The 13,467-nt window shown below is 61.5% G+C and carries 12 protein-coding genes; 6 read left to right on the top strand and 6 right to left on the bottom strand.

Going from position 1 to position 13,467, the window contains the following annotated elements; all coding sequences use genetic code 11:
- Positions 1-140 precede the first annotated feature (140 nt).
- Positions 141-1,178, bottom strand: coding sequence for a rod shape-determining protein MreB (gene mreB / locus C6Y56_RS04270; protein WP_002555108.1), 1,038 nt, complete (start codon positions 1,176-1,178; stop codon positions 141-143).
- Between the two features lie 211 nt (positions 1,179-1,389).
- Between mreB and gatC the strand changes: the two genes are divergently transcribed.
- The 6 genes from gatC to C6Y56_RS04240 all read left to right on the top strand — a co-directional run bounded on the left by gatC (position 1,390) and on the right by C6Y56_RS04240 (position 6,625).
- Complete coding sequence (gatC, locus tag C6Y56_RS04265; protein WP_169428857.1) at positions 1,390-1,677, top strand: Asp-tRNA(Asn)/Glu-tRNA(Gln) amidotransferase subunit GatC; 288 nt, start codon at positions 1,390-1,392, stop codon at positions 1,675-1,677.
- 16 nt (positions 1,678-1,693) lie between these two features.
- The gene (gene gatA / locus C6Y56_RS04260) at positions 1,694-3,145 is read left to right on the top strand and encodes an Asp-tRNA(Asn)/Glu-tRNA(Gln) amidotransferase subunit GatA (protein WP_169428856.1); all 1,452 of its coding nucleotides are present in this window, start codon (positions 1,694-1,696) and stop codon (positions 3,143-3,145) included.
- A gap of 10 nt (positions 3,146-3,155) precedes the next feature.
- The gene (gatB, locus tag C6Y56_RS04255) at positions 3,156-4,601 is read left to right on the top strand and encodes an Asp-tRNA(Asn)/Glu-tRNA(Gln) amidotransferase subunit GatB (protein ID WP_169428855.1); all 1,446 of its coding nucleotides are present in this window, start codon (positions 3,156-3,158) and stop codon (positions 4,599-4,601) included.
- A 164-nt stretch (positions 4,602-4,765) separates the two neighbouring features.
- Entirely contained in the window at positions 4,766-5,140 is a 375-nt protein-coding gene (locus C6Y56_RS04250) for a septal ring lytic transglycosylase RlpA family protein (protein WP_169428854.1), read from the top strand.
- Between the two features lie 46 nt (positions 5,141-5,186).
- Positions 5,187-6,248: a calcium/sodium antiporter gene (locus C6Y56_RS04245; RefSeq protein WP_169428853.1), complete on the top strand. Its 1,062-nt coding sequence runs from the start codon at positions 5,187-5,189 to the stop codon at positions 6,246-6,248.
- Positions 6,245-6,625: a carboxymuconolactone decarboxylase family protein gene (locus C6Y56_RS04240; RefSeq protein WP_169428852.1), complete on the top strand. Its 381-nt coding sequence runs from the start codon at positions 6,245-6,247 to the stop codon at positions 6,623-6,625. The genes C6Y56_RS04245 and C6Y56_RS04240 overlap by 4 nt, the downstream gene beginning before the upstream one ends.
- Positions 6,626-6,742: 117 nt before the next feature.
- On the opposite strand, the gene C6Y56_RS04235 is transcribed toward C6Y56_RS04240, so the two are convergent.
- From C6Y56_RS04235 to kdgD, 5 genes are all read right to left on the bottom strand, one after another.
- Positions 6,743-7,684: an AEC family transporter gene (locus C6Y56_RS04235; RefSeq protein WP_169428851.1), complete on the bottom strand. Its 942-nt coding sequence runs from the start codon at positions 7,682-7,684 to the stop codon at positions 6,743-6,745.
- Positions 7,685-8,016: 332 nt separating this feature from the next.
- Positions 8,017-9,570, bottom strand: a complete 1,554-nt coding sequence (gene garD, locus C6Y56_RS04230) for a galactarate dehydratase (RefSeq protein WP_169428850.1) — start codon at positions 9,568-9,570, stop codon at positions 8,017-8,019.
- A gap of 11 nt (positions 9,571-9,581) precedes the next feature.
- The gene (locus C6Y56_RS04225; RefSeq protein ID WP_169428849.1) at positions 9,582-10,946 is read right to left on the bottom strand and encodes an MFS transporter; all 1,365 of its coding nucleotides are present in this window, start codon (positions 10,944-10,946) and stop codon (positions 9,582-9,584) included.
- Between the two features lie 98 nt (positions 10,947-11,044).
- Positions 11,045-12,484 carry an aldehyde dehydrogenase family protein gene (locus C6Y56_RS04220; RefSeq protein WP_169428848.1) on the bottom strand — a complete coding sequence of 480 codons (1,440 nt, stop codon included), beginning with the start codon at positions 12,482-12,484 and terminating at the stop codon, positions 11,045-11,047.
- Between the two features lie 61 nt (positions 12,485-12,545).
- The gene (kdgD, locus tag C6Y56_RS04215) at positions 12,546-13,457 is read right to left on the bottom strand and encodes a 5-dehydro-4-deoxyglucarate dehydratase (protein WP_169428847.1); all 912 of its coding nucleotides are present in this window, start codon (positions 13,455-13,457) and stop codon (positions 12,546-12,548) included.
- Between the last annotated feature and the right edge of the window lie 10 nt (positions 13,458-13,467).

Here is a 13,467-nt window from a genome sequence, read left to right as displayed (position 1 = left end):
AGCCGCTCCTCCCAGGCAAATGTTCTGTTTATTCATACGGCATCAAACCGGCCTGGATGAAGACTGACAGAAGATAAACGCCAACAGGCAGCACTGCAAAGTGCTGCCTGTGCGCTCACCCACGTATTGCACCCGGCGACTTATTCGCTGGAGAGCAGGTCCATGGTGTGCTTGTCCATCATTTCCAGTGCACGGCCACCGCCGCGGGCAACACAGGTCAGCGGATCTTCGGCAACGATCACCGGCAGACCGGTTTCCTGGGCCAGCAGCTTGTCGAGGTCACGCAGCAGTGCGCCACCACCGGTCAGCACCAGGCCACGCTCGGCGATATCGGAAGCCAGTTCCGGCGGCGATTGTTCCAGGGCGCTTTTCACGGCCTGAACGATGGTGGCCAGGGACTCTTGCAGAGCTTCCAGCACTTCGTTGGAGTTCAGGGTGAATGCGCGTGGAACGCCTTCGGCCAGGTTGCGACCGCGAACGTCGACTTCGCGCACTTCGCCGCCCGGGTAGGCCGTGCCGATTTCCTGCTTGATGCGCTCGGCGGTGGATTCGCCGATCAGGCTGCCGTAGTTGCGGCGCACGTAGGTGATGATCGCTTCGTCGAAGCGGTCGCCGCCAACGCGGACGGATTCGGCATAGACCACACCGTTCAGGGAGATCAGTGCGATTTCGGTGGTACCGCCACCGATATCCACGACCATCGAACCGCGCGCTTCTTCAACCGGCAGGCCGGCACCGATCGCAGCAGCCATCGGCTCTTCGATCAGGAATACTTCACGGGCACCGGCGCCAAGGGCCGATTCACGGATGGCGCGACGCTCAACCTGGGTGGACTTGCATGGAACGCAGATCAGCACACGAGGGCTGGGCTGCAGAAAGCTGTTTTCGTGAACCTTGTTGATAAAGTATTGCAGCATCTTTTCGCAGACGCTGAAGTCGGCGATCACACCGTCCTTCATCGGACGAATGGCAGCAATGTTGCCCGGCGTACGGCCGAGCATGCGCTTGGCCTCGGTGCCGACAGCAACGACACTTTTCTGGTTACCGTGTGTCCGAATGGCCACAACCGATGGCTCATTCAGGACGATACCGCGCTCGCGCACGTAAATAAGGGTGTTGGCAGTGCCCAGGTCAATGGAAAGATCGCTGGAAAACATGCCACGCAGTTTCTTGAACATGGGAAAGGGACCCTAGGCAACGCGTGGGTAAAAAAGTGCGGCAAACTCTAACAACGACAGGGATTTTGGGCAAGGCGCCAATATGTTAAATTGGCCGCTTTTCTGTGCACCAAGCCCCACAATCGCGGCCTTATGACCGTAGAAGTGCGGTAGTGTTCCGACAATCTAACACACGGACGCCGTCCGTCCTGTTTTCCACTGGAGAAACCCGATGGCGCTAGAACGCTCCGACGTGGAAAAAATCGCTCATCTGGCCAGCCTTGGCCTCAATGACGCCGATCTTCCACAAATCACTTCGGCCCTCAACAGCATTCTTGGGCTGGTCGACGAAATGCAGGCGGTCAATACCGACGGTATCGAGCCGCTGGCCCACCCGCTGGAAGCCAGTCAGCGCCTGCGCGCCGACGTCGTGACCGAAAGCAATCACCGCGAGGCTTATCAGTCCATCGCACCAGCGGTCGAAAACGGCCTGTACCTGGTTCCGAAAGTCATCGACTAAAGGGAAAGAGCCTGCAATGCATCAAATGACTCTGGCCGAGATCGCCCGCGGTCTCGCCGATAAAAAGTTTTCTTCCGAAGAACTGACCAAGGTCCTGCTGGCGCGCATTACCCAGCTCGACCCGCAGATCAACAGTTTCATCAGCCTCACCGAAGAGCTGGCCCTCGAGCAGGCGAAAGCCGCCGACGTGCGCCGGGCCAACGGTGAGAGCGGCGCCCTGCTCGGCGCGCCGATCGCCCACAAGGACCTGTTCTGCACCCAGGGCATTCGCACCAGCTGCGGCTCGAAGATGCTCGACAACTTCAAGGCTCCGTACGACGCCACCGTGGTGTCGAAGCTGGCCGCCGCGGGCACCGTGACCCTGGGCAAGACCAACATGGACGAATTCGCCATGGGCTCGGCCAACGAGTCGAGCTGGTACGGTGCGGTGAAAAACCCGTGGAACCTGGAACACGTGCCGGGCGGTTCGTCCGGTGGTTCGGCGGCGGCAGTTGCCGCTCGTCTGTTGCCAGCCGCCACGGCCACCGACACCGGCGGCTCGATCCGTCAACCGGCCGCGTTCACCAACCTCACCGGCCTGAAACCGACCTACGGTCGTGTTTCGCGCTGGGGCATGATCGCTTACGCCTCCAGCCTCGATCAGGGCGGCCCACTGGCTCGCACCGCCGAAGACTGCGCGATTTTGTTGCAAGGTATGGCCGGCTTCGATCCGAACGACTCCACCAGCATCGATGAGCCAGTGCCGGACTACGCCGCCGGTCTGAATGGCTCGCTTCAAGGCCTGCGCATCGGCGTGCCGAAGGAATACTTCGGTGCCGGTCTCGACCCGCGCATCGCCGACCTGATCCAGAACAGCATCAAAGAGCTGCAGAAACTCGGTGCCGTGATCAAGGACATCAGCCTGCCGAACATGCAGCACGCGATTCCTGCGTACTACGTGATCGCCCCGGCGGAAGCTTCTTCCAACCTGTCGCGTTTCGACGGCGTGCGCTTCGGCCACCGCTGCGCAGACCCGAAGAACCTGGAAGATCTGTACAAGCGCTCCCGTGGCGAAGGCTTCGGGCCTGAAGTACAGCGCCGGATCATGGTCGGTGCCTACGCGCTGTCCGCCGGTTACTACGACGCCTACTACCTGAAAGCGCAGAAGATCCGTCGCCTGGTGAAAAACGACTTCATGACGGCATTTAATGAAGTCGACATAATCCTCGGCCCGACCACGCCGAACCCGGCCTGGAAACTCGGCGCCAAGAACAGCGACCCGGTCGCTGCCTACCTGGAAGACGTCTACACCATCACCGCCAACCTCGCGGGCCTGCCGGGCCTGTCGATGCCGGCCGGTTTCGTCGACGGCCTGCCGGTCGGCGTGCAACTGCTCGCTCCGTATTTCCAGGAAGGCCGTTTGCTCAACGTTGCGCACCAGTATCAGTTGAACACTGACTGGCACACCCGCACCCCAACCGGCTTCTGAGGAGACACACATGCAATGGGAAGTCGTGATCGGGCTGGAGATTCACACCCAGCTCACCACCCGGTCGAAAATCTTTTCCGGTAGTTCCACCCAGTTCGGTTCCGAGCCGAACACCCAGGCCAGCCTGATCGACCTGGGCATGCCCGGTGTGCTGCCGGTGCTGAACCAGGAAGCGGTGCGCATGGCAGTGATGTTCGGTCTGGCGATTGACGCCGAGATCGGTCAGCACAACGTGTTCGCCCGCAAGAACTACTTCTACCCGGACCTGCCGAAGGGCTACCAGATCAGCCAGATGGAATTGCCGATTGTCGGCAAGGGCCACCTGGACATCGCTCTCGAAGACGGCACGGTCAAACGCGTCGGCATCACCCGTGCGCACCTGGAAGAAGACGCCGGCAAGAGCCTGCACGAAGAATTCAGCGGTGCCACCGGCATCGACCTGAACCGTGCCGGCACGCCGCTGCTGGAAATCGTGTCCGAGCCTGACATGCGCAGCGCCAAGGAAGCCGTGGCCTACGTCAAGGCGATCCACGCGCTGGTGCGTTACCTGGGCATCTGCGACGGCAACATGGCCGAAGGCTCGCTGCGTTGCGACTGCAACGTGTCGGTGCGTCCGAAAGGTCAGGTCGAGTTCGGCACTCGCTGCGAGATCAAGAACGTCAACTCGTTCCGTTTCATCGAGAAGGCGATCAACTCCGAGATCCAGCGTCAGATCGACCTGATCGAAGACGGCGGCAAAGTGATCCAGCAGACCCGTCTGTACGATCCGAACAAGGACGAGACCCGTCCGATGCGCAGCAAGGAAGAAGCCAACGACTACCGTTACTTCCCCGATCCGGACCTGCTGCCGGTGGTCATCGAGGACTCGTTCCTCAATGACGTGCGCGCCACCCTGCCGGAGCTGCCACCGCAGAAACGCGAGCGCTTCCAGAGTGCCTTCGGTCTGTCGGCCTACGACGCCAACGTGCTGGCCACCAGCCGTGAACAGGCAGACTACTTCGAAAAAGTCGCAAGCATCGGCGGCGACGCCAAACTGGCGGCGAACTGGGTAATGGTCGAGTTGGGCAGCCTGCTCAACAAGCAGAACCTGGATATCGAGAATTCGCCGGTTTCGGCCGAGCAGTTGGGCGGCATGCTGTTGCGCATCAAGGACAACACCATCTCCGGCAAGATTGCCAAAGTGGTGTTCGAAGCGATGGCCAACGGCGAAGGCAGTGCGGACGAGATCATCGAGAAACGCGGCCTGAAGCAGGTGACCGACACCGGCGCGATCTCGGCGGTGCTGGACGAAATGCTCGCGGCCAACGCCGAGCAGGTCGAGCAATACCGTGCGGCAGACGAAGCCAAGCGCGGCAAGATGTTCGGCTTCTTCGTCGGTCAGGCCATGAAAGCCTCCAAGGGCAAGGCCAACCCGCAGCAAGTGAACGAACTGCTCAAAAGCAAGCTCGAAGGCTGATGCAAACGGAGCCAGATCCAAAGCCTGGCTCCATTCCCTGTGGGAGCGGGCTTGCTCGCGAAAGCGGCGTAACAGTCAGCAGATATGTTGAATGTGAGCCCCCCTTCGCGAGCAAGTCGGAGCGCCGAACCGCCGCTCCCACATTTGTTTTCGGGACCTCTTGAATGAAGCGTCTGTTCAGCCTTTGCGCCCTGCTCTCCTTGCTGGCCGGTTGCGCCAGCACCGATGTCATCGACCCGCACGGTTACGACCAGACCGGCGTCGCCTCCTATTACGGTGCCAAACACCACGGTAAACGCACCGCCAGCGGCGAAGCGTTCAACCAGAATTCCCTGACCGCCGCCCATCGCCAGTTGCCGTTCGGCACGCGGGTGAAGGTCACCAACCTGAAAAACGACAAATCCTGCGTGGTGCGTATCAACGACCGCGGGCCGCACACCCGTGGGCGCATCATCGATGTTTCACGGGAAGCCGCCGAACGCCTCGGCATGATTGGCAGCGGCACGGCGCGGGTTCGCGTGCAGGCCCTCGACGACTGACGGAGCGTCCACCATTTTTGGACTGACCGATTTACCGCTGATCAAAGTGATTGAGCTGCTCTGCGGATTGTTCCTGCTGATCGCCGGTGCCGAACTGATGGTACGCGCCGCCGTGCGCCTGGCCGCGCGGCTGCATGTACGGCCGCTGATCATCGGTCTGACCATCGTCGCCCTCGGCAGCAGCGCCCCGCAAATGGCGGTCAGTCTGCAGGCAACCCTGACGCACAATCCCGACATCGCGGTCGGCAGCGTGATCGGCAGCAGCATTTTCAACATCCTCGTAACCCTCGGCCTGTCGGCGCTGATCATTCCATTGCGCGTCTCACGGCAACTGGTACGCCTCGACATCCCGTTGATGATCGGCGCCAGCCTGCTGGTGTTCGTGCTGGCCTGGAACGAAGAGATCGGCCGATTCGACGGCATCCTGCTGCTGGCGGCCCTGGGGTTGTACCTCGGTTTGCTGTTGCGCCAGTCGCGCCACTCGGCCCGGCCACATTCCGGTCATCCTCAAACTCAGCCAGCGCCTTGGTTCACCAGCCTGCTGATGATCGTCGCCGGGTTGGCCATGCTGATATTCGCCGGACATCTGCTGCTGGGCGCCGCTGTCGCAGTGGCCACGGATCTGGGCTTTTCCGAGCGAGTCATCGGCCTGACCGTGGTCGCGGTCGGTACCTCGCTGCCTGAACTCGCCACCTCACTGATCGCCGCCCTGCGCGGGCAGCGCGACATTGCCGTGGGCAACGTGATCGGCGCCAACCTGTTCAACCTGCTCGGTGTGCTCGGCGTTACCGCGTTGATCGCGCCAACGCCCCTGTCAGTGTCGCCGAACGCGCTGGGTTTCGACCTGCCGGTGATGCTGGGCGTGGCCACGCTGTGCCTGCCGGTGTTCTACTCCGGCTATCGCGTGACCCGCGCCGAAGGCCTGTTGCTGCTCGGCTTGTACCTGGCGTACGGGCTGCACGTGGTGTCGTTCACCACCGGCATGCCACTGGCCGGCAAGCTTGAACGGTTGATGCTGTTTTATGTGCTGCCGACACTGCTGACGTTTCTGTTTTTCACGTCCGTACGCGCCTGGCGCCGCCAACACCACAAGAGGGATGTGCCATGACCGAATCGAAGAAATCCGGGGTTGAAGTCCGCCGTCAGGTAATGGGCGACGCGTTTGTCGACCGCGCACTGGGCAATGCCACCGAGTTCACCCAACCCTTGCAGGATTTCGTCAACGAACACGCCTGGGGCGGTGTGTGGAATCGCGAAGGTTTGCCGCTGAAGACCCGCAGCCTGATTACCCTCGCCGCGCTGACCGCGTTGAAGTGCCCTCAAGAGTTGAAGGGCCACGTGCGCGGCGCGCTGAACAACGGTTGCACGGTCGACGAGATCCGTGAGGCGCTGCTGCATTGCGCGGTGTACGCCGGGGTGCCGGCGGCGATCGATGCGTTTCGGGCGGCGCAGGAAGTGATCGACACCTATCAGAAAGCTGAGTGACAGATCGACCCCTTCGCGAGCAAGCCCGCTCCCGCAGGGGATTTGTGATCGCCACAGATCCAATGTGGGAGCGGGCTTGCTCGCGAAGAGGCCCGAACGTTCAAACCCGGTCTCAGGCTAGATCCATCCGCCCCATTGCAACAGAAAGATCCCGACGTTGGTGGTCACTGCCGCCATCAACGTGGTCAACACAATGATCGCCGCCGCCAGTTCATGGTTACCCTGGGCCGCCCGGGCCATGACAAAACTGGCGGCCGCCGTCGGGCTGCCGAAGTAGAGAAACAGAATCCCCAGCTCCGCCCCGCGAAAGCCCCACAGCCAAGCACCTAGCGTGGCGAACACCGGCAGACCGATCATCTTCACCAGGCTCGAGCTGAGCGCCAGGCTGCCGCTTTTGCGCAGCGCCGCCAGCGACAGCGTGCCACCGATGCAGATCAATGCCAGCGGCAGCGTGGTCTGCGCCAGGTACTGGCCGGACGTTTCCAGCCATCCCGGCAGACCGATCTTGAACCAGGCAAACGGCGCTGCCGCGATCACGCTGATGATCAGCGGATTGCTGAACACGCTTTTGCAGATGCTCCACGGGTCGGACTTGATCACCGGGCTGTAGACCGCCAGCACGATGGTCGACAGGGTGTTGTAGAAGAGGATCACCAGCGCCGCGAGAATCGCCCCGAGGGAAATCCCGTAGTCGCCATACATGCTCGCCGCCAGCGCCAGCCCGATGACCCCGTTGTTGCCGCGAAACGCGCCCTGGGTGTAGATGCCGCGATCTTCCCGCGGGCAGCGGAGAATCGCCCAGCCCCAGGCCAGGGCAAAACTGGCCAGCGTGGCGAGGGCGAAGTAGATCAGCAGCGCCGGTTGCAGCGCGGCGTGCAGGTCGGCATGCAGGATGCCGAGAAACAGCAGCGCCGGCATGCTGACGTTGAATACCAGTGAAGAGGCTGTGTGGATGAAGTTGTCGTTGATCCAGTCGATGCGCTTGAGCAGCACACCCAGAAACAGCATGGCAAACACCGGCGCGGTGATGTTCAGGGTTTCGAGGAAGATTGCCAGCATGCCGGGGAGCCTTGGAGGTGAGCGTCGTTAGGGGGCTAATGATAAGCCACTTCGGGCCGTTTTAACCTCAAAAGCCAAAAGCCCCTCACCCCAGCCCTCTCCCGGAGGGAGAGGGAGCCGACCGAGGTGATTTACGTCATCCATCGACCTGGAAGACCGAGTCGACTATCGATTCCCATCGAACCGAATCAACCAGTCGATTTGGGATTCAGCCTGAAATTTTCAGGTCGATAATTTTCTAAAGCATCCCCAGATCAGTCCCCTCTCCCTCCGGGCGGTCCGACGTTTCGGGAGGGTTAGGGTGAGGGCAGCTTTTGATCCTCCCGAGATCATCAAGTAATCGGCGCCGGATTGAACAACGTAATGTCGTTGTGCAGCTTGTGCTTCTCCGCCCACGTCTGCTGCTTGCCGCTCGCCACATCCAGGTAGTAGTGGAACAACTCCCAGCCCAATTCCTCGATGCTCGCCCGTCCGGTAGCAATCCGCCCGGCATCGATGTCGATCAGATCCGGCCAGCGCTGCGCCAGCTCGGTACGGGTCGACACCTTGACCACCGGCGCCATGGCCAGACCATAAGGCGTACCACGCCCGGTAGTGAACACGTGCAGGTTCATCCCCGCCGCCAGTTGCAACGTACCGCAGACAAAATCACTCGCCGGCGTCGCACAGAAGATCAAACCCTTCTGCTTGAACCGCTCCCCGGGGCCAAGCACACCGCTGATGGCGCTACTGCCGGATTTGACGATCGAGCCCAACGACTTCTCGACAATGTTCGACAACCCGCCCTTCTTGTTGCCCGGCGTGGTGTTGGCGCTGCGATCCGCCTCGCCCTTGGCCAGGTAACGGTCGTACCAGTCCATCTCACGTACCAGCTCTTCGGCAACGGTTTTGGTCTGCGCCCGTGAGGTCAGCAGGTAAATTGCGTCACGCACTTCAGTGACTTCGGAAAACATCACCGTCGCCCCTGCCCGCAGCAGCAAGTCAGAGGCATAACCGAGCGCCGGGTTGGCGGTGATCCCGGAAAACGCATCGCTGCCGCCGCACTGCATGCCGAGGATCAGCTCGGACGCCGGCACTGTTTCCCGACGGCGCAGGTCGAGCTTCTTCAGGCGGGTTTCGGCCAGTGCCATGATCTGCTCGATCATCTCGGTGAAACCGTGACTGGAATCCTGCAAGCGATACAGCCATGGCTCGCTCAAGTCCACCGATGCATCGTCCTCGTGCATCACCTGCCCGGCCTGCAATTTCTCGCAGCCCAGGCTGATCACCAGCGCCTCGCCACCGAGATTCGGGTTGCGCGCCAGATTGCGCACGGTGCGGATCGGGATGTAGGCGTCGGTGGCCGTAATGGCCACGCCGCAACCGTAACTGTGGGTCAGCGCCACCACATCATCGACGTGGGGGTACTTCGGCAACAGTTCATCCTTGATGCGTTTTACCGCGTGATCCAGCACCCCGGTGACGCATTGCACGGTGGTGGTGATCCCGAGGATGTTACGCGTGCCGACGGTGCCGTCGGCGTTGCGATAACCCTCGAACGTGAAGCCCTCCAGCGGCGCCTGGGCGGCCGGCACATCGGTGGACAGCGGCAGGCTGTCCAGCGGTGGCGCGGTCGGCATGCGCAGTTGATCTTCCTTGACCCAACTGCCACGGGGAATCGGCTGCAAGGCGTAGCCAATGATCTGGCCGTAGCGAATCACCGTGCCACCCTCGGGGATGTCCACGAGGCTGACCTTGTGACTCTGCGGCACAAAATCCACCGTCACCAGGCCATCGGCAAATGCGGTGCCGGCCGGCACGCCCTGGTCATTGACCACAACCACTACGTTGTCCCGCTCGTGCAGGCGGATGTAGCGCGGCGAGTCGGAATGTTCAATCAACTGCATGGCGCCGCTCCTCAGGAATGCGCTTGAGACAATTTACCGGTGGCTTCGGAACCACCGTTGGTTGGCGGTTCTTTCAGGACCACACGCTTGATCGGGCCGACGATCACCAGGTAGCTGAACACCGCCACCAGCGCATTGGCGCCAACGAACACCAGCGCCCATTTGAACGAGCCGGTGGAGCTGATGATGTAGCCGATGACGATTGGCGTGGTGATCGAGGCGATATTGCCGAAGGTGTTGAACAGGCCGCCACTGAGACCGGCGATCTGTTTCGGCGAGGTGTCGGACACCACCGCCCAACCCAGCGCGCCCACGCCTTTGCCGAAGAAGGCCAGGGCCATGAAGCCCACCACCATCCATTCAACGTCGACATAGTTGCAGGCCACGATGCTGCTGGAGACCAACAGACCGGCAATGATCGGCGCCTTGCGGGCGAAGGTCAGCGAATGCCCCTTGCGCAGCAGGTAATCGGAAATCACCCCGCCGAGGACACCGCCGATAAAGCCGCAGATCGCCGGCAACGAGGCGATGAAACCGGCCTTGAGGATGGTCATGCCGCGCTCCTGCACCAGGTACACCGGGAACCAGGTCAGGAAGAAATAGGTGATACCGTTGATGCAGTACTGGCCCAGATACACGCCGAGCATCATGCGGTTGGTCAGCAACTGACGGATGTAATCCCACTTCGGGCCGTCAGCCTTTTTGCCTTGCTTCTGGTCCATGTCGACCATACCGCCGTTGTCGGCGATGAACTTCACTTCCGCTTCGTTGGCCATCGGGTGCTGGCGCGGGCTGTGGATAACCTTCAGCCAGATCAGCGAGAACAGGATGCCGAACACGCCCATGACAATGAACACGTGTTCCCAGCCAAAGGCATAGACGATCCAGCCCATCAGCGGAGCGAACAGCACGGTGGCAAAGTATTGCGCCGAGTTGAAAATCGCCGAAGCGGTACCGCGTTCGGCAGTCGGGAACCAGGCCGCCACAATGCGTGCGTTGCCGGGGAACGATGGCGCCTCGGCCAGACCGACCAGAAAGCGCAGCATGAACAGCGCGACGATGGCCGTGGACATGCCGAACTCACCGACGAAGCCTTGCAGCACGGTGAACAGCGACCAGGTGAAGATGCTCAGGGCATAGACTTTTTTCGAGCCGAAGCGATCGAGCAGCCAGCCGCCGGGAATTTGCCCGGCCACGTAGGCCCAACCGAAAGCAGAGAAGATGTAGCCGAGGGTGACCGCGTCGATGCCGAGGTCTTTTTGCAAACTGGAACCGGCGATCGCGATAGTGGCGCGGTCGGCGTAGTTGATCGTGGTCACCAGAAACAGCATGAGCAAGATCAAATAGCGGACGTGAGTCGGCTTGGACGATTGCATGTAGATGTACTCCCACTGATTATTTTTATGCGGGTAAAACATTCTTTGGTCTTGTACCGCGCAGGGCCTTGGCAATAACCCTGCGCGGGTGCAGCGACTTACGAACCGATGTAGGCGGTTTTCACCACGGTATAGAACTCTTGCGCATAGCGGCCTTGCTCACGTGAGCCATAGGATGAACCCTTACGGCCCCCGAACGGAACGTGGTAATCGACACCGGCGGTCGGCAGGTTGACCATCACCATCCCGGCCTGGGAATGACGCTTGAAGTGGTTGGCGTACTTCAGCGATGTGGTGGCAATGCCCGCCGACAGACCGAATTCAGTGTCGTTGGCCATGGCCAGTGCAGCCTCGTAATCGGCCACGCGAACGATGTTGGCCACCGGGCCGAAGATCTCTTCGCGGCTGATGCGCATCGACGCTTCGCTGTCGGCGAACAGGGTCGGCGCAAGGAAGTAACCCTCGGTGTCGCAGGTCACCAGACCGCCGCCGCTGACTACGCGCGCTCCTTCGGACTGACCGATGTCGATGTACTTCAGGTCTTGCTCAAGCTGTGCTTGCGAGACCACCGGACCGATGTCGGTGCCGGCCTTCAGCGCGTGACCGACCTTGATCGACTTCATGCGCTCGGCCATGGCCTCGACGAACTTGTCGTGAATCCCGGCGGTGACGATCAGTCGGCTCGATGCCGTGCAACGCTGGCCGGTGGAGTAGAACGCGCTCTGCACCGACAGCTCGACCGCCTGCTTGAGGTCGGCGTCGTCGAGAATGATCTGCGGATTCTTGCCGCCCATCTCCAGCTGAACCTTGGCCTGGCGCGACACGCAGTTGACGGCGATCTGACGGCCCACACCGACGGAGCCGGTAAAGCTGATGCCGTCGACTTTCGGACTGTTGACCAGCGCTTCACCGACCACACGACCGCTGCCCATCACCAGGTTGAACACGCCGGCCGGGAAGCCTGCGCGGGAGATGATTTCGGCCAGCGCCCAGGCGCAACCCGGCACCAGATCCGCCGGTTTCAACACCACGCAGTTGCCGTAGGCCAGAGCCGGGGCGATTTTCCACGACGGAATCGCAATCGGGAAATTCCACGGGGTGATTAGGCCGACCACGCCGAGGGCTTCGCGAGTGACTTCGACGTTGACGCCCGGACGCACCGACGGCACGTACTCGCCGGACAGACGCAGGCACTCGCCAGCGAAGAACTTGAAGATGTTGCCGGCGCGGGTCACTTCGCCGATGGCTTCGGGCAGGGTCTTGCCCTCTTCCCGGGCCAGCAGGGTACCGAGCTCTTCGCGGCGGGCGAGGATTTCGGTGCCGACTTTATCGAGCGAGTCGTGGCGGGCCTGAATGCCCGAAGTCGACCACGCCGGGAACGCGGCGCGAGCGGCGTCGATGGCGGCGTTGACCTGAGCCAGGTCAGCCTTGGCGTAATCGCCGATGGTGTCGCTCAGCTCGGACGGGTTGATGTTGACCGAGTAATCGTTGCCGGCGACCCATTCACCGTTGATGTAGTTGTCATAGCGCTTGGTCACGAATCATTCTCCTGACGCAAAAGGCCGCTGATTGCTCAGCGGCCTCGTTTATAGAGTTGGGTTACTGCGCACCTTGCTTGTCGATCAGCGCGGCGAGCATCTCGTACTCTTCGCGGGTCAGGTCGGTCAGCGGCGCCCGCACCGGGCCTGCGTCATAGCCGGCGATTTTGGCGCCGGCCTTGACGATGCTCACGGCGTAACCGGCCTTGCGGTTGCGGATGTCCAGGTACGGCAGGAAGAAGTCGTCGATGATCTTGCCGACGGTGACGTGATCTTCGCGGGCAATCGCGTGGTAGAAGTCCATCGCGGTTTTCGGGATGAAGTTGAACACCGCCGACGAGTAGACCGGCACGCCCAGGGCCTTGTAGGCCGCGGCGTAGACTTCGGCGGTCGGCAGACCACCGAGGTAGCTGAAGCGATCGCCGAGGCGACGACGGATCGACACCATCAGTTCGATATCGCCCAGACCGTCCTTGTAACCGATCAGGTTCGGGCAGCGCTCGGCCAGGCGTTCCAGCAGCGGCGCGGTCAGGCGGCAGACGTTGCGGTTGTAGACCACCACACCGATGTTGACCGATTTGCACACTGCTTCAACGTGGGCCGCTACGCCGTCCTGGCTGGCTTCGGTCAGGTAGTGTGGCAGCAACAGCAGGCCTTTGGCGCCCAGACGCTCGGCTTCCTGTGCGTATTCGATGGCCTGGCGGGTCGAACCACCGACACCGGCGAGGATTGGCACGCTGCTGGCGCAGGTGTCGACGGCAGTCTTGATGATTTCCGAGTATTCGCTGGCAGCCAGGGAGAAGAACTCACCGGTGCCACCGGCGGCGAACAGGGCTGAAGCACCGTACGGGGCCAGCCATTCCAGGCGTTTGATGTAGCCAGCGCGATTGAAATCGCCCTGAGCATTGAAATCGGTCACCGGGAACGAGAGCAGGCCGGCGGAGAGGATGGACTTCAGTTCTTGTGGATTCATTATTCGAACA

It is taken from the genome of Pseudomonas fluorescens, from assembly GCF_012974785.1.
GTDB classification, from domain to species: domain Bacteria; phylum Pseudomonadota; class Gammaproteobacteria; order Pseudomonadales; family Pseudomonadaceae; genus Aquipseudomonas; species Aquipseudomonas fluorescens_BT.
Note: the sequence above shows the minus strand (reverse complement) of the source record. Positions and strands in the feature narration are given on the sequence as shown.